Source organism: Kitasatospora sp. NPDC033851 (genome assembly GCF_055576085.1).
Map to the genome: position 1 here is coordinate 246,864 of NZ_JBVIRL010000010.1, position 21,100 is coordinate 267,963.

Below are 21,100 nucleotides of genomic sequence, written 5' to 3' on the forward strand. Positions count from 1 at the left end.
CGACCGGCCGAATCTGACGCGAACGCGTAATCCGGGTGACACCCGTTGATCACCACGAGGTTCCCGCCGCGTCGTGTGGGCAAGACACGGTTTCGGCCGGAACCGACATCACGAAAGGCGGACGCGCACCGCATGCCGACCGCACCGCACACCGCGCCCCGGGTGGGCCGCCGAAGCCGCTGGGGAGAACACGGGCTCGCCTGGGCCTTCCTGCTGCCCTCCCTGGTGGTCTTCGTCCTCTTCATCGGCTACCCGCTGGGACGGACGATCTACCTGAGCGGGCACGCCAACGACCTCTTCGGCGCGCCCTCCCGCTTCGTCGGGACGAAGCACTACACCGACCTGCTGACCTCGGCGGACTTCCGCCGCACCCTCGTCACCACGGGGCTGTTCACCGTGCTCACCGTGGTGCCCGGGGTGCTCGGCGCGCTGGCGCTGGTGCTGCTCCTGGAGAACCGGATCCGGGGCGTGCGACTGCTGCGCTCCGCCTTCGCGCTGCCCTTCGCCTTCTCGGTGGCCAGCGCGTCGGTGGTCTTCGCGGTGTTCTTCAACCCGGCCAGCGGGGTGCTCAACGGCCTGCTCTCGCACGTCGGCCTCGGCCCGATCGGCTGGCTGACCGACTCCCGGTACGCGCTGGTGTCGGTGGCCGTCACCACGGTCTGGATGAACCTCGGCTACAACGTGCTGGTGCTGTCCGCCGGCATCGGCTCGATCCCGGGCGAGATCGTGGAGGCGGCCCGCATCGACGGCGCGTCGGGCCTGCGGCTGGCCCGCTCGATCACCATCCCGATGCTCGGCCCGAACCTGTTCTTCCTGACCGTGGTCTCCACCGTCCACGCGCTGCAGAGCTTCGGCCAGATCCACATCCTCACCAAGGGCGGGCCGGACGGCTCCACCCGGACCCTCGTCTACTCCGTCTACGAGAAGGCCTTCGCCTACGGCTCCAGCGACTTCGGCACCGCGAGCGCCCAGGCCGTGGTGCTGCTCGTGGTCGTCCTCGCCTGCACGGCCGTCCAGTTCGGCGTCCTGGAGCGGAAGGTGCACTACGCATGACCACCATCGCCACCGGAGCCGAGGCGCCCGAGGCGTCGAAGGCGCCCCGCCCGCGCACCCGCCCCCTCGCCGGGCGCTCCCCGCGCGACCTGCTCGGCCGCGCCGCGGTCTACCTACTGCTCGCCGTCGCCGTCGTCACCGTGGCCTTCCCGGTGTACTACGCGATCGCCGGCGCCTTCATGGGCCCGTCCGAACTCTCCTCGTACCCGCCCGCGCTGGTACCGCACTCGGTCACCGGACGGAACTTCTCCGGCGCCGTGGACGCGATCCCGCTGGCCCGCCAGTACGCCAACTCGGCGATCGTGGCCACCGCCATCACCCTCGCCCAGCTGTTCACCTCGATCCTGGCCGCGTACGCCTTCGTCTTCCTGCCGCTGAAGGCCCGGGCCGCGGTGTTCGGGGTGTTCCTGGCGACGCTGATGGTCCCGTGGGAGGCCATCATCATCCCCAACTACCTGACGCTGTCCGGCTGGGGTCTCGGCAACACCTACTTCGGCCTGGTGCTACCCTTCCTGGCCTCCGGCTTCGGCACCTTCATGCTGCGCCAGGCCTTCCGCCAGCTGCCCGGCGAACTGCGCGACGCCGCCCGGATCGACGGCGCCGGCCACTGGCGGTTCCTGTGGCGGATCGTCGTCCCGCTCAACAAGCCCGCGCTCGCGGCGCTGTCGATCTACGTCTTCCTCTCCGCCTGGAACCAGTACTTCTGGCCGCTGATCATCACCCGCACGGCGAACATGCAGACCCTGCAGATCGGCCTCACCTCGCTGCGCGACTCCGAGATGGCCGACCCCGGGCTGATCCTGGCCGGCGTCGTGCTCTCCCTGCTGCCCACCCTCGCCCTGGTGGTCTTCGGCCAGCGCTTCATCGTCCGCGGCCTCACCGCGGGCGCGGTGCGCTGACCCTCCGTCCCGCGCACGTCCGTCCTGCCCGCGTCCGTCCCGCCCGCGTCCGTCCTGCCCGCGTCCGTCCTGTCGACGTGCGCCCCCTCCTACCAGAGAGAGAACCCTCGTGAAGAAGAGTGCACGCGCGCTCGCGGCCCTGCTGGTGGCCGGCCTGTCCCTGACCGCCTGCAGTTCCTCCGGTGGCTCCGGCTCCGGCGGCTCCAACGACGCCGCCGCGCCCGGCGCCCAGGCCCTCGACCAGGCCTCCGGCGTCACCAGCGTCGAGTTCTGGCACTCGATGACCGGCAAGAACGCCGAGGTGCTCACCGGGCTGGTCGACCAGTTCAACGCCGCGCACCAGGGCAAGATCGAGGTCAAGGCGCAGTTCCAGGGCAAGTACGACGAGCTGGTCACCAAGTACAAGGCCTCGGTGCAGCAGAAGGGCACGCCCGCCCTGGTGCAGGTCTACGACATCGGCACCCGGTTCATGATCGACTCCAAGCAGACCGTCCCCGCCCAGGCCTTCGCCGACAAGGACGGCTACGCGCTGGACGACCTGGACGCCAACATCCGCAACTACTACTCGGTCGGCGGCAAGCTCCAGTCGATGCCGTTCAACTCCTCGATGCCGCTGCTCTACCTGAACACCGACGCCTTCAAGGAGGCCGGCCTCGACCCGGCCCAGCCGCCCAAGGACCTCAACGAGCTGGGCGAGCTGGCGAAGAAGCTGACCAAGAAGGACGCCGACGGCAAGACCGTCCGCTACGGTTTCGGCGCCGCCATCTACGGCTGGTTCGTCGAGCAGCTGCTGGCCGAGTCCGGCTCCATGTACTGCGACAACGACAACGGCCGCAGCAACAAGGCCGGCAAGGTCGTGTTCGACTCCGCGCAGGGCGCCCGGATCGTCCAGTGGTGGGCCGACCTGGTCAAGGGCGGCTACGCGGCCAACACCGGCCGCACCACCGACGACGCCCAGGCCGCCTTCAAGGCCGGCACCGTCGCGATGCACCTGGAGTCCACCGGCGTGCTGCGCGGCTACACCGAGGCGGCGAAGTTCGGCGTCGGCACCGCGGCCTTCCCGAAGGTCACCGCCGCCGACCAGGGCGGCCCGGCGATCGGCGGCGCCTCGCTGTGGATCAGCGGCCCCGGCCACTCGGACGCCGAGAAGCGCGCCGCCTGGGAGTTCGAGAAGTTCGTGACGGCTCCCGAGCAGCAGGCCGTCTGGCACACCGGCACCGGCTACTTCCCGGTCAACACGAAGTCCCTGGACGACCCCAAGGACAAGGAGTGGGTGGCCAAGTACCCGCAGTTCCAGACCGCGATCGACCAGCTGAAGACCACCAAGCCCACCCCGGCCACCGCCGGCTGCCTGCTCGGCGTGATGCCGCAGGCCCGCAAGGGCGTGGAGACCGCGATCGAGCAGGCCATCTCGGGCAGCAAGTCGGCCCAGCAGGCGCTGGCCGACGCGGCCAAGGAGCTGCAGCCGGCGATCGAGAGCTACAACAGCTCGGTCGGCTGAACCAGCACCAAGGCCACGGCCAGGACGACGGCCCGCCCCGCGCACCACGCGCCGGGCGGGCCGTCGTCCGTCATGCCGAGAGCGCCTCGCCGTGCTCGCCGTCCGCCGGCACCGCGCAGGCGGAGGCGAGCTCGTCGAGCGACAGGTCGAGCGCGAAGGCCAGCGCCGCGATGGTGAAGAACGACGGGGTCGGCGCCCGCCCCGTCTCGATCTTGCGCAGCGTTTCCGCCGAGACACCGGCCACCGCCGCCACCTCGACCATGCTGCGCTCACCACGCGCTTCGCGCAGCAGCGCCCCGAAGCGCTCCCCACGCGCGTGCTCCCACGGGGTCAGCGGAGTCCTCACCATGCCCCAGAGTCTAGGGCCTGTGGCTCGGACTCAGGCCCGTGGCCGGACGACGGGGGCTCGAAGACGGACCCTAGGGCTTCGGCGCGGTGGAGTCGGCGGGCCAGTTGGGGAGGTCGGCCGGGCCGCCCGGCCGGTCGCGGTTCAGGGCCAGGCAGAGGATGACGACGGTGGTGTTGCGCTCCTCGGAGTAGGAGCCGAAGACGTCATCCGCCTCGGAGTCGCACGCGGCCTGGGCGCCACCGTCGTGGACGACCTTGGTGACCTTGTAGTCGGCGGTGGGCTTGGTGCAGGTCACGAGCTCCATCTTCGGCTTGGAACCGTGGCCGATGTCGTGCACGCAGTCCCCGGCCTGGGCGGCTTCCGGCTCGGACTTGCTGGCGAAGTTGGCGACGATCAGGCCGCCCGTGATCAGCGCGACCAGGAGGAGCGGGCCTCCCACGCGGCGGGTGATCCGGCGGAGCCGCGAGGGCTCGGCGGGGGCGGGGAGCTCGGCCGGGGCGGGGAGTTCGGCGCCCTCGGGCTGCTGGGGGAGCGGCTCGGCAGGCTGGGGGGTCTCGTCGACGGGGGCGGTCGGCGGGGTCGTCACGTGGGTTCCTCATGGTCAGATCATCGGATTGCGCGGCCGAACACTAGCGGATCGCGAGCCACCCGATCGCCACATATTCCCTGGCAGGCCGTCTGCGGCCGCCGCCCCGCCCCGCCGCCGGCTTCCTCGCGGCACGTGCCGGGTGGATGCTCGTCCACCATCGACCGTGATACAAATACCGGTATAAGAATTGGATCCAGGGGAGTGGTTCACCATGGTCGAAATCAAGTCGGACGCCGCCCTCGAGGCGATGCGCGAGGCCGGGCGGGTGGTGGCGGACGCGCTGGCCGCCGTGCGGGAGACGGCGGCAGTCGGCGTCAGCCTGCTGGAGCTGGACGAGGTCGCACGGGGCGTACTGAACGCGGCCGGGGCGAGTTCGCCGTTCCTCGGCTACCGTCCGTCCTTCGCGCCCGTCCCGTTCCCCGCCGTCATCTGCGCCTCCGTCAACGACGCCGTCGTGCACGGCATCCCGAACGGCTACCGGCTGTGCGACGGCGACCTGGTGAGCATCGACTGCGGTGCGGTGCTGGACGGTTGGGCCGGCGACTCCGCCGTCAGCTTCACCGTCGGCACCGCCCGCCCCGAGGACACCGCGCTGATCGACGCCACCCGGCGCGCCCTGGACGCCGGCATCGCCGCCGCCGTGGTCGGCAACCGGACCGGCGACATCTCCCACGCCATCGGCCGCGTCATCCGAGGCGGACGGTTCGGCACGCCGGAGGGCTTCGGCGGGCACGGCATCGGCCGCCGCATGCACGAGGACCCGCATGTGTCCAACGTCGGCCGCCCGGGCCGGGGTTACCCGTTGCGGCCGGGCCTGGTGCTGGCCATCGAGCCGATGCTGATCGCCGGCGGCCGGGACGACTACGACACCGACCCGGACGGCTGGACCCTGCGCACCACCGACGGCACGCGCGCCGCCCACATCGAGCACACCGTCGCCATCACCGAGGACGGCCCGCGCATCCTCACCCTGCGCTGAGTCCTCACGACCCCTCGCCGCGTCGAACACGCAGCTAGGCTCGACGCCATGACCAAAGGCGTGATGTTCGACTTCTCCGGCACCCTCTTCCGGGTCGTCTCCACCGCCGAGTGGCTGGCGGCCTTCACCGCCGCCACCGGCCTCGACCTGCCCGCCCGTGAGCAGGCCGAACTGGTGGACCGGCTGGAGGAGTTCGGGGCGCTACCCGGGGGTGTGCCGCCGCGCCGGATCCCGCCGGAGGTCCAGGAGGCATGGGACACCCGCGACTTGACCCCCGAGCTGCACCGCGCCGCGTACACCGCGCTGACCCGCGCGGCCGAACCGCCCGCCGGCCTCGACGCGGACGCCCTGTACGAGACCCACATGGCGCCCGCGAGCTGGCGCCCCTACCCGGACGCCGCCCCCGTGCTGCGCGAGCTGCGCCGCCGGGGCGTCCCGGTCGCCGTGGTGAGCAACATCGGCTGGGACCTGCGCCCGGTCTTCCGCGCCCACGGGCTGGACGAGCTGGTCGACACGTACGTCCTGTCCTACGAGATCGGCGCCCAGAAGCCCGACCCGATGATCTTCGAGACCGCCTGCGCCCGGCTCGGCCTGGCCCCGGCCGACGTGCTGATGGTCGGTGACGACCGGACGTGCGACGGCGGCGCGACCGCCCTCGGCTGCGGCTTCCACCCGGTCGAGCACCTGCCCGTCGACCAACGGCCGGACGCCCTGGCACCGCTGGCGGCGACCCTGCCGGACTGACGGGTCCGGATTGACGGGTCCCGATTGACGTGTCCGGGGTGACGGAAGACACGAGGTGGCACCCCTGCTGCCAGGAGTAGCGTGCGGGCATGACCGATCAGGACTTCACCACCCGCATCACCGTCCGCGGGTACGAGACCGACACCCAGGGCCACCTCAACCAGGCCGTCTACCTCCAGTACGCCGAGCACGCCCGCTGGGAGTACCTCCAGGCGGCCGGGATCCGCCAGGCCGACCTGGTCGCCAAGGGCGTCGGCCCGGTCGTCCTGGAGACCACGGTCAAGTACCTGCGGGAGCTGCGCGCGGGCGACTCGGTGGACGTGAGCTGCTCGTTTACCTGGCGGGACGGCAAGACCTTCCAGGTGGTGCAGCGCCTGATCCGCGAGGACGGCGTGCTGGCCGCCGAGATCACCGGCGTCGGCGGCATCCTCGACCTGGCCGGGCGCAGGCTGGTCGCCGACCCGCGCGAACCGCTGCGCGCCCTCGCCGCCGACCCGGCCCTGCTCGGTCTCTGACACACCCTCTGACGCATCCCGCTGCCGGCCCGCCGGAATCCTCTCTGAGGCACCCTCACCATCCGCCGGTCCCCGGCGTCGGAGGCCGCACCCGGTTGCGGCCTCCACCCGGTGGACGGGGGTTTCCCCTACCCCCGACCGGCCCGCTGCCCGGATGGGGCCAAGTGCGGTGCCGCAGCAGACTCTTGGGCATGCCGAAGAACACGATCACCGTCACCGCCGCCGCGACCGCGGCCGCCGCACTCGCCGTCACCGCGCTGACCGCCCTGCCCGCCTCCGCCGACGCCCCGAACGCCGGGAAGGACCGCCTCACCTGGACCACCTGCCAGGGCGACGCGGACCCGCGCCAGCGGTGCGCCACCGTCACCGTCCCGCTGGACTACCGCGACCCGTACGGCGAGCAGATCACCCTCGCGATCTCCCGCATCCCCGCTGCCCGGCCGGGCCAGCGCCACGGTGTCCTGCTGACCATCCCCGGCGGACCGGGCGGCTCCGGCCTGGACGTTCCGAGCAGCGCGGCCAAGCGCCTCCCGCAGTCCGTCCTGGACCGCTTCGACCTGGTCGGTTTCGACCCGCGCGGCGTCGGCCGCTCCACCCCGGTCAGCTGCGACCTGGACCGCTCCGACCTGACGATGGTCAAGCTGCGCTCCTGGCCCGCCGCCGACGGCTCGATCGACGGCAACGTCGGCTACGCGCGCCGCCTCGCCGAGGCCTGCGCCAGCAACGGCGGCCCGGTACTGCGCAGCATCTCCAGCGCGAACGAGGCCCGCGACATCGACGCCATCCGCGGGGCCCTCGGCGAGCGCAAGCTCTCCGCCTGGGGCGTCTCGTACGGCACCTACGCGGGTGCCGTCTACGCCACCATGTTCCCGCAGCGGACCGACCGGATCGTGCTGGACAGCAACGACGACCCGAACCCGACCCGGGTGGAGCGCGGCTGGCTCGCCGCCTTCGGCCAGGGTGCCGAGGACCGCTTCCCGGACTTCGCCAAGTGGGCGGCGTCGCCCGGCAATCCGGACCGGGTCGCGGACACCCCCGAGGAGGTCCGCCCGCTCTTCCTCGACCTCGCCGCCCGCCTGGACCGCGCTCCGCTGCCCTGGCCCGGGGCCGAGCCGGCCGAGCTGAACGGAAACGTGCTGCGCGAGACCATGATGCAGAGCCTGTCCGCGGACGCCGCCTTCCCGCACCTGGCCCGGCTGATGCTGGCCGGTCTCGGTCGCCGCCCGTTGCCCGCCCCGATGACGCCGCCGGAGCAGGTCATGCAGAACACCATCGCCGTCTCGGTCGGCACGCTGTGCAACGACGTCAACTGGCCCACCGACCCGGCCGCGTACGTGAAGGACGTCGCCGCCGAGCGTGCCGCCCGTCCGCTCACCGCGGGCATGCCGGCGAACGTGACGCCCTGCGCCTTCTGGCCGTCCGCGCCCGCCGAGCCGCCGGTGAAGGTGACCGACCGCGGCCCGGCGAACGTCCTGCTGGCCCAGAACCTGCGCGACCCCTACAGCCCGTACACCGGCGCGCTCAAGCTGCGCGCCGCGTTCGGGCAGCGGGCCCGGATGGTGGCGGTGGACTCGGGCGGCCACGAGACGTACGTGGCCCACGGGAACGCCTGCGGCGACGCGGTGGTGACGGACTACCTGGTGACGGGCCGCCGCCCGGCCGAGGACGTCTTCTGCCCGGCGGAGTGAGCGCGGGCGGAGTGGGCGTGCCCGGAGTGAGCGTGGGACCGGTGCGGGCCGGGTACCGGAAAGCCGGGCGCGGGCCGGGGAATTGCTGAGCGGGAGCCGGGCGCGGTCCGAGCCCGCCGGGTGGCACGCGGGGCCAACAGGCCGTGGACGAACGGCCCTTGTCCCTGCGTGCACGTCCGTTCGACTCTCGTGAATGAGTCGAATCTGTCGCGATTTTGTGACAATCCCTCGCCGACACCCCGCCCACGCGGGGTGTTCACGGCCTTAATGTTCGATCTATGTCACCGAAGAGCCGCCGCATATCTTCCCCGGACCCGGGCGACACCTGGGTGCCGCGCCCGAGGCGCCGTGAGACCCCGATCGGGATCCTGCGCCACGCGGCCAAGTTCCTCGGCGCCAGCGTCCTCGGCGGGGTGCTGCTGGCAGGCCTGATCCTCCCGGCGGCCGGCGCGGTCGGGCTCGGGGCGAAGAGCGGCGCCGAGGGCTTCGAGAGCATCCCCGACGACTTCAAGACGCCGCCGCTCACCCAGGCCACCCAGATCTTCGACGCCAACGGCGGTCTGATCGCCAAGGTCTACGAACGCGACCGCACCGTCCTCACCGCCGACCAGATGTCCCCGCTGATCCGCCAGGCCCAGGTGGACATCGAGGACGCCCGGTTCTACGAGCACGGCGCGGTGGACCTCAAGGGCGTCCTGCGGGCCGTCACCAAGAACGCCGAGAGCGGCGCCACCGTCCAGGGCGCCTCCACGCTGACCCAGCAGTACGTGAAGAACGTCAACGTGGAGAAGGCCGGGGACGATCCGGAGGCGGTGCGCGAGGCGCAGCGCAAGACGCTCGGCCGCAAGATCCAGGAACTCCGGTACGCCATCAAGCTGGAGGAGGACCTGAGCAAGGAACAGATCCTCACCAACTACCTGAACATCACCTTCTACGGCCACCAGGCGTACGGCATCCAGGCCGCCGCGCAGCGCTACTTCAGCAAGGACGCCAAGGACCTGAGCCTCCCCGAGGCGGCGATGCTCGCCGGGCTCGTGCAGAACCCCACCCAGTACGACCCGAAGCTGCACCCGGTGGCCGCCCAGAAGCGCCGCGACACCGTCATCGACAAGATGGTGGAGAACAAGCACATCACCGCGGACCAGGCCAAGGAGGCGAAGGCCGCCCCGCTGGGCCTCACCTACAAGGACCCGCAGAACGGTTGCATCACCGCCAAGGCCGGCATGGGCTTCTTCTGCGACTACGTGCGCCACGTCGTCAAGCAGGACCCGGCGTTCGGCAAGAGCGCGGCCGAGCGCACGAAGCTGTGGGACACCGGCGGCCTCAACATCTACACCACCCTGGACCCGGAGAAGCAGGCCGCCGCCCAGAACGCCGTCTCCACCAAGGTGTACGTCACCGACCCGGTCTCGGCCGCGATGACGATGGTCGAGCCCGGCACCGGCAAGATCCTGGCGATGGCGCAGACCCGCCCGTACGGCCTGGCCAAGGAGAAGAACGAGACCGTCGTCAACTACAACGTGGACGCGGCGATGGGCGGTGGCATCGGCTTCCAGCCCGGCTCCAACTTCAAGCCGATCGTGGCCGCCGCCGCCCTGGAGGCCGGACTGTCGTCGACCCAGCGGTACGACGCGCCGAACCGGATGGACTGGCCGACGATGAAGACCTGCGACGGCACCTGGAAGAACCTCAGCAAGGGCAAGAAGGAGGGGACGATCCCCAACGAGAGCGCCTCCGAGCAGGGCCCGTACGAGCTCAAGCAGGCCATGGCGCTCTCGGTCAACACCTACTTCGTGCAGATGGAGCAGGAGATCGGCCTCTGCGCGGTCAAGCAGATGGCCAACAAGCTGGGCGTGGCGGGCAAGGCGGACGGCTCGCCGCTGCAGGAGGTGCCCGCGCTCGGCCTCGGCACCCAGGAGGTCAGCCCGCTGACCATGGCCAACGTGTACGCGACCTTCGCCGCCCGGGGCAGCCACTGCGCGCCGATGGCGATCAACCGGATCACCACGGTCGACGGCAAGGACGTGCCGGTGCCGTCGGCCCAGTGCACCCAGGTGATGTCGGAGGACACCGCCGACGTGGTCAACAGCGTGCTGCTCGGGGTCACCGAGAAGGGCGGCACCGCCCGGGACCTGGGCCTGGACGACGGCCGCCAGATCGCCGGCAAGACCGGTACCACGGACGAGAAGAAGTCGGCCTGGTTCACCGGCTACACGGGCAACCTGGCCGGCTCGGTCTGGCTGGGCAGCCCGGGCACCAAGGTGCCGATGCGCAACATCCGGATCGGCGGCAAGTACCAGGCCGAGGTGTTCGGCGCGACCGGCCCGGGGCCGATCTGGCAGCAGGCGATGAGCGACGCGGTCCGGAACATGCCGGAGCAGCGGTTCACCACCGTCTACATCCCGGACCCGCCCAAGCGCGACACCGGCTGCAGCACCCCCAGCGGCTCGCCGAACCCGGTCACCTGCACCGGCGCCCCGGCCACCGGCAGCCCGGGGGCCAACGGGAACAACGGCAACAACGGGAACAACGGCAACAACGGGAACAACGGCAACAACGGGAACAACGGCGGCCAGGCCAAGCCGCGCGGCGCCAACCCGACCGGCCGCTCCGCGCCGTCCACCCCGCCGGACCCCGAGGACCAGTAGCCGAAGCCCGGTCCGCACCGGCCGGCCCCGCCTGAGTACCCGTACTCATGCGGGGCCGCGCCGCGTCGGCGGACGATGGCGCCATGCCGCACAGCATCCTCGGCGTCCCCGCCGTCTTCTGCCCCTCGATCGGCTACCTGGCCGGCTCCCTGGTGATCGGCCTCGCGGCCGCGCACGAACGGCGCGCCGCGACCGGCCCCGGCGCCGCCAAGGCGGTGCGGCAGTGGACGGCGGTGGTCTGGACGATGCCGGGCTTCCTGCTCGCGATGACCGTCAACCCGTTCCCGGACGGCACCGCGGCCCGCTTCCTCTCCGCCACCGCCCTGGGCGCGGCCGGCAACGCCGCGCTGCTGGCGCTCGCCGCCCACGCCCTGGGGCTCGGGTGAGCCGTTCTGGCATGCCTCGGGCCTACCGGGCCTCGACCGGCTCGCCGCTGTCCTCGTCGAGGTTGAACACCCGCCGGTAGGAGTCCGTCACCACGGTGATCTGCTCCCGCCCGGTCCAGCTCGCCTCCACCAGCCGGGCGTCGTCCGGGCCCCCGCCGATGTCGGCCAGTGACCAGCGCCGCGCCGTCCAGCCCTCGCCGGACTCCAGGAACACCTGCCAGTGCTCGCCCGGCGTCGGCCCGGTGGCGTACGAGCGGTGCACCACCACCAGCGCCTGCTCCGCCCCCGCCGGGGCGGCGTCCCGGCTGCGGGTCTCGGCCGCCGACACCTTGTGCGCGGCCAGCACGCCGAGCAGGAACACCACGCCGGCGGTCACCGTGACCGCCCGGGTGGCCGTCCGCAGGGCGGCGCCGCGCAGGTCGCCCAGCCAGGCGGCCGCGATCAGCGTGGCCAGCGCCGCGCCGAGCAGCAGTTCGGGCCGGTTGAGCAGGTCGGCGACCAGCATCCGGCCGCCCGAGCGGCTCTCCCACTGCCCCTCGGTGTACAGCAGTACGGCGGCCAGCCCGCCGGCCGCCAGCAGCCGGACCAGGACGCGCCTGGTCCGGGACGTCCGCTTGTCCATCGTCCCCCCGTTCACGGTGTCACAGCTCGGCGAGCAGTGTGCGGCCCTCCGGCCAATCGCCCAGTCCGGAGGCGGAGTTGAGGTGCCCGTACGCGCCCGGCTCGACGTACCGGGCGCCCCAGGCCGCGGCGAAGGCACGGGCCCGCTCGGGGGAGACCCACGGGTCGTCGGTCGAGGAGACCACCACGGTCGGGAACGGGAACGGCTCCAGCGCCACCGGCCGGAAGCCCACCAGCTCCGGCACCTCCGCGGCGTCGACGTCGGCCGGGGCGACCAGCAGCGCGCCCCGGACGGCCGCGGTCCGCTCGGCGGGCGCGGTGGCCACCCAGCGGGCCGCGGTGACGCAGCCCAGGCTGTGGGCGACCAGCACCACCGGGCCCTCGGCGGCTGCCGCCGCCACCGCCGCGTCCACCCGGGCCACCCAGTCCGCCCGCTCCGGCTGTTCCCAGTCCGCCTGCTCGACCCGGCGGAAGGACTCCGGCTCGGCGGCCTCCCAGTGGGTCTGCCAGTGCTCGGGGCCCGAATTCTGGTAGCCGGCGAGGACGAGGTAGGTGGTGCGTTCCGGCATGGGTTCCTCCGGCGAAGGTCGGTCGTGGGCAGCAGGATTCTAGGCCGCGCATCGCCGGGCGCCGCAGCCGGGCGGTCGCCCGGCGCGCAGTCTCCGCAATCGGCGCGCGCACCTCCGGATGCGCCGTCGTACGCCCGGTGCGTCCTGTTGCCAACGACGTGACGGGTGCGGCACGTTGGACCGGGCCCGGCCGGCCGCCACCGATCGGAGCCCGCACGAGACCTGACGACCGATCACATGAAGGGATGTCGGCGATGACATCGAAGATCCTGCTCGTCACCGGGGACGCCGCCGAATCGCTGGAGGTGTTCTACCCGTACCAGCGGCTGCGCGAGGAGGGCTACCAGGTCGACATCGCGGCCCCGACCAAGAAGCGCCTGCAGTTCGTGGTGCACGACTTCGTCGAGGGCTACGACACCTACACCGAGAAGCCCGGCTACAGCTGGCCCGCCGACATCGCCCTCGCCGACGTCGACCCGGCCGACTACGTGGCTCTGGTCATCCCGGGCGGCCGCGCCCCCGAATACCTGCGCAACGACCCCGACGTGCAGCGGATCGCCCGGCACTTCTTCACCGGGGACAAGCCCGTCGCGCAGATCTGCCACGGCCCGCTGATCAGTGCCGCCGCCGGGGTCCTGGAGGGCCGCCGCACCTCGGCCTACCCGGCGCTGGCCCCGGACATCAAGGCCGCGGGCGCCGAGTTCGTCGAGGGCGAGGCCGTGGTGGACGGCCTGGTCGTCTCGGCCCGCGCCTGGCCCGACCACCCGGCCTGGCTGCGGGCCTTCATCGAGGTCCTGCGCAAGCACGCCCCGGTCGCCTGAGCGGCCCCGCCTGACCGGCCCTACCTGACTCAACCCCGGAGCCGTACCCCGAGCCGTCTCGGGGTACGGCTCCGGGTCCGTTCCGGGTTCGTTCCGGGTCGGACTCCGTCCTGCGGCGCGACGACGGCCGACCGGATGCCTGGCAGGGTGTCAGGAGCCCCGGGCAGAAGCCCGGTTGAACACCTCCACGACCCAGACCAGGGAGGCCGGCATGACCGCCGCCCCGACAGTCGCCCAGACCGCTCCGACGACGGGCCGCCACCGTCCGGCCCTGCGCACCGTCGTCGTCGCGGCCGTCGGCGCGGGCCTGCTCGCCGCGCTCGCCCCGGCCGCCGTCGCCCGGCCCGCCACCGGTCCGGTCGCCGCCGGGTGCGGCGGCCGGCACACCGCCGCCACCCGCCCCGGCGCCGTGGACACCCCCGGGCGACACGCCGACTGGGCGGCCGCCGACGCCGCCCTCGCCGGGATGACCGACACCGGCTACTCGACCTCCGCCCTCGCCGCCGTCCGCGAGGACGGCCGGCTGGTCTGGCGCAACGCCACCGGCGTCGCCGAACTCGCCACCGGCGAACCCGCCGACCCCCGCGGCGCCTTCCGGATCGGCAGCGCCACCAAGACCTTCGTCGCCACCACGCTGCTGCAACTCGTCGGCGAGCACCGGCTGGACCTCGACGACCGGCTGGAGTGCCTCCTGCCGGGCATCGTCCCGAACAGCACCGCGATCACCGTCCGGCAGCTGCTCAACCACACCAGCGGCGTCGCCGACTACACCCAGGACCCGGCCTTCGACTACCGGCGGCCGGAGTGGCTCGACGGCGGACGCTTCACGCACTACGCCCTCCGGGACCTCGTCGACATCGCCGGCCGGTACCCGCCCGCCTTCCCGCCCGGCGCGGACTGGCAGTACTCCAACACCAACTACGTCCTGATCGGCATGATCATCGAGAAGCTCACCGGCCGCAGCTGGAACGAGGAGGTGACCCGCAGGATCATCCGCCCGCTCGGCCTCACCGGCACCCTGATGCCAGGCGACTCGCCCGTCATCCCCGCTCCCCACGCCCACGGCTACCACAAGGCGGACACCGGCCCGGTCGACGTCACCCTGCTCAACCCGACGATGGCGGGATCGTCCGGCGCCGGCATCTCCACCACCGCCGACCTGACCACCTTCCTCGCGGCCCTGCTCGGCGGCCGCCTGCTGCACCCGGCCGAACTCGCCGCCATGCAGCAGACCACCGCCCACGGCGAGGGCCGGTCCTACGGTCTCGGCCTGCAGAGGCTGGACACCCCCTGTGGCACCTTCTGGGGCCACGCCGGCGGCTTCCCCAGCTACGTCACGATGATGCTCGGCTCTGCGGACGGGAAGCGCCAGTTCGCCGGGAGCACCACCATCTACGACATCCCGGACCAGGACACCGCCAACGCCGCCTGGAACAGGGTGATCACGACCGCCCTGTGCGGCCCCCGGCCCGGCACGGCCGTTCCCGCACCCGGGCTCGCCCGCATGGCACCGTGACCGACCTCCTAGGCTGACCGGCGACACCACGGCCCACCGCCACCAGGAGGACGAGACATGGCAGAGCCGCTGATCGCCGCAGTCGGGGGCAAGGTGCCCGCCGTCGACCCGGGCGCCTTCGTCGCGCCGAACGCCGTCGTGGTCGGGGACGTGACCGTCGCCGCCGGCGCGAGCGTCTGGTACGGCGCGGTGCTGCGCGGCGACGCCGAGTCGATCCGTGTCGGCGCGGGCAGCAACATCCAGGACAACTGCACGCTGCACGCCGACCCCGGCTTCCCGTTGGTGGTCGGCGAGCGGATCTCGGTCGGCCACAACGCGGTGCTGCACGGCTGCACGGTCGAGGACGACGTCCTGGTGGGCATGAACGCCACCGTGCTGAACGGCGCCCGGATCGGGGCCGGTTCGCTGGTCGCGGCCGGCGCGGTCGTGCCGCAGGGCATGGTCGTCCCGCCGGGCTCGCTGGTCGCGGGCGTCCCGGCGAAGGTCCGCCGGGAGCTGAGCGAGGAGGAGCGGACGGGCATCAAGGCCAACGGCGAGGGCTACCGGCTGCTCGCCGGGGCCCACCGGGAGATCGAGGTCCTGTAGAGGTCCGTCAGGCGCCGGTCATCGCGGTAGCAGCACCGGCACCGGCACCAGCGGCAGGGGCGGTGGCGGCGGCGGCCGGTTCCGCGACGACGGGCGCCGGCCGAGGCCGGTCGGCCGCCCAGGCGAGTACCGCGACCAGCGCGCCCGAGGCGGCCAGGCCCGCGCCGACCAGGGTCGGCGAGGTCCAGCCGAGCCCGGCGTCCAGCGCCAGCCCGCCGAGCCAGGCGCCTTGCGCGTTGGCCAGGTTGAAGGCGCCCTGCACGGTCGCCGAGGCGACTGCTGGCAAAGGGATCTGTCGAATGGTACAATTCGGACATAATGAGGCATGTAATTATGCCAACTGTCCCAATTCTGGCAGTACAACAGGCTCTCCAACGGGTCGCTGACTACGCGCGGCTGTCGGACGACGACGCCAAAGATCCACAGCTTCGTGGCGAGAACGTCGCCATCCAGTTGGACGAGTGCGCGACGTTCCGCATGGGGAGGCCGGATTGGCTTCACGTCGCCAGCTTCAACGACAACGATGTCTCGGCCTCGTCCTACAGCAGCGAGGCACGGGAGGGCTTCGACAAGCTCATGGCGCTGGTGCGCGCCAGCGGGGTCGACGTCATCCTGTGCGTCGAGGTAACTCGTCTGTTTCGCAAGCCACTTGAAGCTGAAACCCTCATCGACCTCGTTTGGTCGAACAAGACCAGCCTCCACACCATCATCACCACCCGGGGCGGCTACTACGACCTGCGCACCAGCGTCGGTCGCAAGGCCATCCGCGACGCTGTGAATACGGCGGCCGGCGAGAGCGACAACATCTCGGACCGAGTCCGCAGCAAGAAGGCTGCCCAGGCTCGCAAGGGGCTGCCGAACGGCGGCTGCCGGGCGTATGGGTTCAAGTCGGACGGCATCACACATATCCCGCATGAGCGAGCGATCTGGCTGGAAGGGCGTCGACGGGTCATCCAGGGTGAGTCACTGCGGTCAATTGTGACCGACCTCAACGCCCGTGAGATCCCGACCGTCATGGGCAGACGGTGGGAGCGTCAGATCTTGGTCAGGATGCTGAGCTGGCCTCGCTATATGGGGAAGCGACAGCATCATGACGCGCTGTACAAAGCTTGCTGGGACGGATTCGTCACTCCAGAGGAGTGGGAAGAGCTCCAGATTGCCCTGGAGGCGTACCAACGCCTCATCCGTAGCCGGGGCGCTCCGTACAAGTATCTGCTAAGTGGCTTCGCCGTCTGCGGCGAATGCGGCAAAAGGATGTATGGGAAGCGGAAGCGTGACCCCGGAGGCGATGCTCCTAAGCCTCGCTATCAGTGCAAGAAGTTTGATAACGCCGGATCGCAGCGAGCGTGCGGCCATATACCCCGTCTAGCGGAACCGTTGGAAGACTTCGTCACCGAGGCGATGCTGTATCGCTTCGACAGCGAGGATTTTGCCCGGGCGCTGGCGGAGACGGCGGACACTGCCGACGGGCTGGGTGAGGCGCTCGCTGAGCACCAGGCGAAACGGCAGCGACTAGACTCCCTGATCGCGGACTACTACGGCGACAATCCCGACGGTCTCAGTCGGGCCCAGTTCATGCTGGCCAAGGAAGCTGCTGAGGCCAGCATGCGTGGTGTGGCGCAGCAAGTCGAGAAGCTGAGTGCCAAGCGTTCGCTCGTCGCAGTGCCAATTGGCGTGACGCTCCGAGAGGCTTGGAACAATAGGTCAGACCTCGGTTGGCGTCGCCAGATCATTGGGCTAGTCATCGACAAGGTGATCGTGAAAAAAGCCGGCGGAAAGTATCGCTGCAAGCGGTGGATTTTCGACACCAGCCGGATCGAGATTATCTGGAAGGTCTAGCGTCAGCCGCGGCCTTTGATGAGTCGGGCTGCTTCGCGCAGCGTCGCCTGATCGGTGATTTTATCCGGCAGGCCTTGCGCTGTCGTGGAGCGGCGAACCAGGGCTACGGCCGCTTCATGAGCCGCATCAGCCTTTCGGCGTAGTTCATGTATAGAGGGCTGCTTCATCGGGCGGGGCCTCGTTAATACATTACATTCTACGCCCGTTTATCGGCCCCGTGAATCCCACTCAACTGGTGGTAGGCGCCTTGCGCCACCTTCAGATGCTCGCCGCTGAGTCCAGTGGGATCACTCAAAGCCTCGTGGTTGCGACTTGAAGGTCGAATTGGCTCGCCTGAACGAATCCAGGCGGCCTGGGTGTAATCAGGTAGTTGCTCGTCAGGATGCTTGTGCCATACGCCAGGTAGAAGTCCAGCATGCGGAGTAGCTTTCCTTCATCTCGCGAAAACCGGCTAAGCGAGGACACCACCAGCAGCGGTAACTTGCCGGCTGCGGCCGCGGTCATGCGAGCGAGCGCGTCCTGGTCGAAGCGTCGGTCAATAGCACTCAGAAGGACGCCTCGGCCGTCCTGGGAACGCCAGACCGCGATTTGCTCAATCGGCCCAGGTAGGGCTGGACGGGTTCCCGCCGGCAGCTGGTAGTTAAACTTGCCGCCTTCGCCAAAGGGGCGAGCGAGTTGGTGCAGCACTGCCCAGGCGCGCGGGTAGCGGCTATCCAGGTCATCAAAGAGGCTATGGTCGTATGTGGCGGCCGGACTACCATGACGATGGCCGATGAGATGGGATAGCGGGCCTGTGGCGTAGGTCGTGATGTCCTCGATGCCCCCAGCATTGAGCTGGCGCTGCACATGGAGATCTTCCAGCAGGCTGTTGCGAACCACTACCGTCACTGCTGCTTTAAGGCGAGCCGGGGCATTATCCGGTTCATGGAAGTACGCCTCCTCCAGGAATGGCGCTGCGAGAAGCTCCTGATGATCGCGAGATTGAGCCGCAAACGCTTCAGCTCGGGTCTTGATGTCTTTGGCGATCCGCTGCCCGCGTTTGACCGTGCAGCCACTCACGTGCACAAGCAGATCCGGGAGCGTGTTGCAAAAGTCGGCCATGGCCTTGGGATCGGCGCGTTCCTGCATGTCGGTACCTATTTAGCTACCGATAGTTTGCAGGTTTAAGAAAAGATCGTCAAGGAAGAGGCCGGCAAGCCAGAGAAGCCGCTGAAATTGTGGTGTCCCTCTACGAGGCTTACTCTGCCGCGCGCGATCTTCGGCTAAAAGCAGCCTCACATTGCAGGGGCCATGGGGGTTGGCTCAGGAAGCAACAATGTAGTCGATCTTCTCTGAGCGGGTGGTCTTGAACTCCAGCCTGTATCGGTCGGCATACTTTAGGCCCGTCGCCAGGGTGACCCAGTCCCTGGAAAGGCCCTCCCAAGGCGTGCAGGAACGAGTTGTGGACCCGTCGGGCGTTTCAAAGCAGGCGTGGCCCTGGACGTCGGCCCCAGATTCTGTGGCTTTGAGAAGTAGCTTCACTTTGGTGCATTTGCCGGTAACAAAGTATGGACCAATTAGTTGAACGGGGGCCACGATCAAACTTGGTGGACCCTCCACAGCAAAGCACGGGTCTGCTGGCGCACTATCGCCGGAGGATCCTGCCGGCTGGGCAGCCCCTGGTGTGTGCTGTCCACTATCAATGCACGTGGACTCACCGCTACAGATGAATGTATTATTCCCCGCTCGCTGGTCAGTTCCAGAGCATGCGGCAAGGCTCGCCAGCGTGGCGAGAACAGCCGAAACCTGTTTCAGGGCGAGTGATCTCACTTAGTGCATTCCGAATGATTGCAAATAAAGCTGTCGCCGCCGGACTTCTGGGTTACGCCTCCAGCATGGAAGAGCCCCAGCCCCGCGGCGATGATGGTACCCAGGGCGCCGATGATCGCAACGAGCAGTGCGATCTTGTGGCCTGGTCTCATGATTCCCACCCTGGAGTTGAGATCGCGGTTCGCTCAAGACGTTAGATGATCCAGCCTCCTCGCGGGTTGCGCATGTGCGGGCATGAGCCGGAGCACGGGAGTGCAAGAGGCGCGACCGGATCCAAAGAGGGGCGCTTTTCCGGCGTCGCGCGCCGGGTATGCGAACGGAGTACGCGATGATCTGGGCACAGCCGCGGCTTTGGTACTGCTCTGAGCCTGCACTGCCGGCGTCTCGCGGGCCACCGGTCCTCTCGGAAGATCACCCAGAGGCCATGGCCCCATGATCACGCGAACCTGCAAGGCAGCCGGCGCCGCCTATTCACGCGAGTTCTGAGCCGTAGGGCCGTAAGGCGGTGTGCGACGCAAGCACGGAATCTGAGGGTGCGAATCGCACCGAGTGCCGCCACGATCCGACGGGTCGTCAACCTGGTCTGCCCCGGTGGCCTGGCCGACCTGACCGGCGCCGATCCCGGCGGCGCGGACTCGGTGGCCGTGGACGGCAAGGCCGCCCGTGGCTCCCGGCACGGCCAGACAGGCCGTCACCATGCGCGCCCTGGCCGACGACCTACTTCAGGGCGACGGCCGGAACCACGACGTCATCGTGCTGGGCGACCTCAACGACGAGTGGCAGGCCGCCACTACCCAGATCCTCTACGGCCCGCCCGGCTCGCAGATGGGCACCGGTGGCTTCGACCACCCCGACCAGGGCGACGCCAAGCGATTGTGGAACCTGGCCCCGAAGATCCTGGAGCAGGGCGGCTTCTCCCGCATCTTCGAGGGCCAGCCCGAGCTCATCGACCACATCCTGATCAGCCACTCGCTGCTGGCCAAGTTCCAGAAGGTCTCCATCGGCGTTGAGAAGCTGCCGAGCGTAGTGGCGGCCCGGCCAGCCGCACCGCACGACAAGCCGTCGGACCACTCACCGGTAGTGGCGACGTTCAACCTGTAGGAGCAAGCAGGGCCAGCGCCTCCAGGCCGTACCGGGCGACGTGGTCCGGATTGTTCAGGTCGATCGTGCGGATGCCGGCGGCGGCCAGCTGCTCGTTGATCACGTCCAGGTGCTGCTGGACGAGCTGCTTCTCGGCGTCGGTGGTTCGGCCCTTGTGAGGCTTGCCGGCGTGCTCCAGGCTGGCGTAGTTAACCCGCTCCTTGGCACTGACCGGCGCTGCCGGGCTGGGAATGGTGCGAGCCACCCGCTTGGCGCCGCGCAGCACCTCGGCCATCGGGGTGGCTGAGGCCAGTTGGTTGAACGCCGTGGCCTCCATGACCACCGTCTCAGCTTCGTCGGCGTCCGGGTAGTGGAGCTCAACCGTCACCAGGTCAAGCGCCAGTTCCTCCACCGCGGTCAGCTCGCTGCTGAGCGCCTCGATCTCGACCGGGCCGTCTTCCAGGTCGGGGTGCTGGCGAACCACGATGCGCACCAGGTCGTCGTCGTTCTCCACGTGCGTGCCGGTCAGGTCCGAGAACCGGATGATCTTCTGGCCCATCTCTACCTCTCTTGGCGGCTGCCATCAGGCGAGAGCCTACGCCCGGATGGATCACTACCGACGCACCGTCCGGACCTGCGGTCAGCAGCCTCAAGATGCGCCGACTCGGCTCTCACGGCAAGGACAGGCATATGAACAGCGTGATCGTCCTTCTGGGGTTGGGAGCCCTCCACCGTGACGCTTCCGGACGCGACGAGGCCAACATCGGCGCTTCGAGTTCGATGGGTCCATGCTGCCGGTGCCGACCCGGACGCCCCACAAGATCCGGTCCCTCAACCTTGTGCGGCCTGGAGAGCCCTGGTACTCGCGGCGACACGCCACGCGCAGGCGTCGAGAGTGCGACGCGATCT

At 70.0% G+C, this 21,100-nt stretch carries 21 protein-coding genes; 14 read left to right on the forward strand and 7 right to left on the reverse strand.

Going from position 1 to position 21,100, the window contains the following annotated elements:
• Positions 1–132: 132 nt before the first annotated feature.
• From ACZ51D_RS21210 to ACZ51D_RS21220, 3 genes are all read left to right on the forward strand, one after another.
• A complete protein-coding gene (locus ACZ51D_RS21210; RefSeq protein ID WP_465619122.1) occupies positions 133–1,053 on the forward strand; it encodes a carbohydrate ABC transporter permease in 921 nt (306 codons plus the stop codon).
• Complete coding sequence (locus ACZ51D_RS21215) at positions 1,050–1,952, forward strand: carbohydrate ABC transporter permease (RefSeq protein WP_465619124.1); 903 nt, start codon at positions 1,050–1,052, stop codon at positions 1,950–1,952. The genes ACZ51D_RS21210 and ACZ51D_RS21215 overlap by 4 nt, the downstream gene beginning before the upstream one ends.
• Before the next feature lie 109 nt (positions 1,953–2,061).
• The gene (locus ACZ51D_RS21220) at positions 2,062–3,453 is read left to right on the forward strand and encodes an ABC transporter substrate-binding protein (RefSeq protein WP_465619126.1); all 1,392 of its coding nucleotides are present in this window, start codon (positions 2,062–2,064) and stop codon (positions 3,451–3,453) included.
• Positions 3,454–3,523: 70 nt separating this feature from the next.
• Here the strand turns inward: ACZ51D_RS21220 and ACZ51D_RS21225 are convergent, their stop codons facing one another.
• Together ACZ51D_RS21225 and ACZ51D_RS21230 are read right to left on the reverse strand one after the other, a co-directional pair.
• Positions 3,524–3,802, reverse strand: coding sequence for a helix-turn-helix domain-containing protein (locus ACZ51D_RS21225; RefSeq protein WP_360491467.1), 279 nt, complete (start codon positions 3,800–3,802; stop codon positions 3,524–3,526).
• 70 nt (positions 3,803–3,872) lie between these two features.
• Entirely contained in the window at positions 3,873–4,388 is a 516-nt protein-coding gene (locus tag ACZ51D_RS21230) for an LppU/SCO3897 family protein (RefSeq protein ID WP_465619129.1), read from the reverse strand.
• Between the two features lie 214 nt (positions 4,389–4,602).
• Here ACZ51D_RS21230 and map point away from each other — a divergent pair, with 214 nt between their 5' ends.
• The 6 genes from map (at position 4,603) to ACZ51D_RS21260 (ending at position 11,351) form a co-directional block, all read left to right on the forward strand.
• Positions 4,603–5,370 (forward strand): type I methionyl aminopeptidase, encoded by a 768-nt coding sequence (map, locus tag ACZ51D_RS21235; RefSeq protein WP_465619131.1) that lies wholly within the window; start codon positions 4,603–4,605, stop codon positions 5,368–5,370.
• 48 nt (positions 5,371–5,418) lie between these two features.
• Positions 5,419–6,114: an HAD-IA family hydrolase gene (locus ACZ51D_RS21240; protein ID WP_465619133.1), complete on the forward strand. Its 696-nt coding sequence runs from the start codon at positions 5,419–5,421 to the stop codon at positions 6,112–6,114.
• Between the two features lie 89 nt (positions 6,115–6,203).
• Positions 6,204–6,629, forward strand: coding sequence for an acyl-CoA thioesterase (locus tag ACZ51D_RS21245; RefSeq protein WP_360491455.1), 426 nt, complete (start codon positions 6,204–6,206; stop codon positions 6,627–6,629).
• A gap of 191 nt (positions 6,630–6,820) precedes the next feature.
• Positions 6,821–8,317 (forward strand): alpha/beta hydrolase, encoded by a 1,497-nt coding sequence (locus tag ACZ51D_RS21250; protein WP_465619136.1) that lies wholly within the window; start codon positions 6,821–6,823, stop codon positions 8,315–8,317.
• 278 nt (positions 8,318–8,595) lie between these two features.
• Entirely contained in the window at positions 8,596–10,965 is a 2,370-nt protein-coding gene (locus ACZ51D_RS21255) for a transglycosylase domain-containing protein (RefSeq protein ID WP_465663252.1), read from the forward strand.
• A gap of 83 nt (positions 10,966–11,048) precedes the next feature.
• Positions 11,049–11,351, forward strand: a complete 303-nt coding sequence (locus ACZ51D_RS21260; RefSeq protein WP_465619140.1) for a hypothetical protein — start codon at positions 11,049–11,051, stop codon at positions 11,349–11,351.
• A gap of 22 nt (positions 11,352–11,373) precedes the next feature.
• Here ACZ51D_RS21260 and ACZ51D_RS21265 read toward each other — a convergent pair whose 3' ends face one another.
• Positions 11,374–11,973 (reverse strand): hypothetical protein, encoded by a 600-nt coding sequence (locus ACZ51D_RS21265; protein ID WP_465663253.1) that lies wholly within the window; start codon positions 11,971–11,973, stop codon positions 11,374–11,376.
• Positions 11,974–11,992: 19 nt separating this feature from the next.
• A complete protein-coding gene (locus ACZ51D_RS21270) occupies positions 11,993–12,541 on the reverse strand; it encodes an RBBP9/YdeN family alpha/beta hydrolase (RefSeq protein WP_465663254.1) in 549 nt (182 codons plus the stop codon).
• 254 nt (positions 12,542–12,795) lie between these two features.
• Here ACZ51D_RS21270 and ACZ51D_RS21275 point away from each other — a divergent pair, with 254 nt between their 5' ends.
• The 3 genes from ACZ51D_RS21275 (at position 12,796) to ACZ51D_RS21285 (ending at position 15,463) form a co-directional block, all read left to right on the forward strand.
• Positions 12,796–13,362, forward strand: coding sequence for a DJ-1/PfpI family protein (locus ACZ51D_RS21275; RefSeq protein ID WP_465619146.1), 567 nt, complete (start codon positions 12,796–12,798; stop codon positions 13,360–13,362).
• Between the two features lie 175 nt (positions 13,363–13,537).
• Positions 13,538–14,878, forward strand: a complete 1,341-nt coding sequence (locus tag ACZ51D_RS21280) for a serine hydrolase domain-containing protein (protein WP_465663255.1) — start codon at positions 13,538–13,540, stop codon at positions 14,876–14,878.
• 57 nt (positions 14,879–14,935) lie between these two features.
• Positions 14,936–15,463 (forward strand): gamma carbonic anhydrase family protein, encoded by a 528-nt coding sequence (locus tag ACZ51D_RS21285; protein ID WP_360491431.1) that lies wholly within the window; start codon positions 14,936–14,938, stop codon positions 15,461–15,463.
• A 7-nt stretch (positions 15,464–15,470) separates the two neighbouring features.
• On the opposite strand, the gene ACZ51D_RS21290 is transcribed toward ACZ51D_RS21285, so the two are convergent.
• Complete coding sequence (locus tag ACZ51D_RS21290; RefSeq protein WP_465663256.1) at positions 15,471–15,749, reverse strand: hypothetical protein; 279 nt, start codon at positions 15,747–15,749, stop codon at positions 15,471–15,473.
• Between the two features lie 47 nt (positions 15,750–15,796).
• Here ACZ51D_RS21290 and ACZ51D_RS21295 point away from each other — a divergent pair, with 47 nt between their 5' ends.
• The gene (locus ACZ51D_RS21295; RefSeq protein WP_465663257.1) at positions 15,797–17,302 is read left to right on the forward strand and encodes a recombinase family protein; all 1,506 of its coding nucleotides are present in this window, start codon (positions 15,797–15,799) and stop codon (positions 17,300–17,302) included.
• Between the two features lie 291 nt (positions 17,303–17,593).
• On the opposite strand, the gene ACZ51D_RS21300 is transcribed toward ACZ51D_RS21295, so the two are convergent.
• Positions 17,594–18,430, reverse strand: a complete 837-nt coding sequence (locus ACZ51D_RS21300) for a hypothetical protein (RefSeq protein WP_465663258.1) — start codon at positions 18,428–18,430, stop codon at positions 17,594–17,596.
• 1,344 nt (positions 18,431–19,774) lie between these two features.
• On the opposite strand from ACZ51D_RS21300, the gene ACZ51D_RS21305 reads away from it, so the two are divergent.
• Positions 19,775–20,212, forward strand: coding sequence for an endonuclease/exonuclease/phosphatase family protein (locus ACZ51D_RS21305; RefSeq protein WP_465663259.1), 438 nt, complete (start codon positions 19,775–19,777; stop codon positions 20,210–20,212).
• Here ACZ51D_RS21305 and ACZ51D_RS21310 read toward each other — a convergent pair.
• A complete protein-coding gene (locus tag ACZ51D_RS21310; RefSeq protein ID WP_465663260.1) occupies positions 20,202–20,750 on the reverse strand; it encodes a hypothetical protein in 549 nt (182 codons plus the stop codon). The two genes, ACZ51D_RS21305 and ACZ51D_RS21310, sit on opposite strands and share 11 nt — an antisense overlap.
• Between the last annotated feature and the right edge of the window lie 350 nt (positions 20,751–21,100).